Source organism: Geofilum rhodophaeum, from assembly GCF_002210225.1.
Taxonomy (GTDB): Bacteria; Bacteroidota; Bacteroidia; order Bacteroidales; family Marinilabiliaceae; genus Geofilum; species Geofilum rhodophaeum.
Window position 1 is genome coordinate 1 of record NZ_MWUJ01000077.1, and the last position, 639, is coordinate 639.

Below are 639 nucleotides of genomic sequence, written 5' to 3' on the forward strand. Positions count from 1 at the left end.
TCCCAATTTTAATGGGACACTAGTGGTATTGGAATAATTGTAACCTCTGCTTTTGTTATAAGACCTACTCACATCACCAAAGACATCAGCAAAATGCTCAAAATTACTATTGTCAATGTTGGTCGGAAAGGTGGTTCCTTTGTTGGTTAATGTTGACAACCAATCTAAGTATTCATCCTCATAGGAATCATTCCCCATCTCAAAACACGCCCAGCCATAAGTTATACCATTTCTGTTTCCTCCAATTTCTATATACATAAGTATGTCCTGAAAAAAAGCTTGTTCCCACTCCATCATCCCTCGCTCTGTATAGCTGGATAAACTATGGTATTCCTTTTGGTACAGGTGAAACCATTCATGCTTTAGGGCTTCAGCAGTAATCTTTAGGCTTTGGATTATTATCAGTCGGTGGGGGATTGGATGAGTCATTTGACTCTTCATCACAATCGTCATAGCAAATACAGGGGTCATTGCAATCCTCTTCGTCTTCATCTTCTGTGTCAAAGTCATCGGAAGTTGAATCACCGCTGTCGTTTTGGGAGCTGTCTGTGTCTGAAGAATCGGATGAACCATAGACCGTGGCTGTTGGAATATACCCGTTCCAAGCATAATCAGAATCATTGCTGTCCTCGTAATCAA

At 40.7% G+C, this 639-nt stretch carries 2 protein-coding genes; both read right to left on the bottom strand.

Features of this window, described 5'->3' with window-relative positions; translation table 11 throughout:
- A partial coding sequence (locus B4W65_RS17525; RefSeq protein WP_205741330.1) for a hypothetical protein occupies positions 1–297 on the bottom strand: 297 nt, incomplete at its 3' end.
- 73 nt (positions 298–370) lie between these two features.
- On the bottom strand, positions 371–639 hold a 269-nt coding region (locus B4W65_RS17530), incomplete at its 5' end, for a hypothetical protein (RefSeq protein ID WP_205741331.1).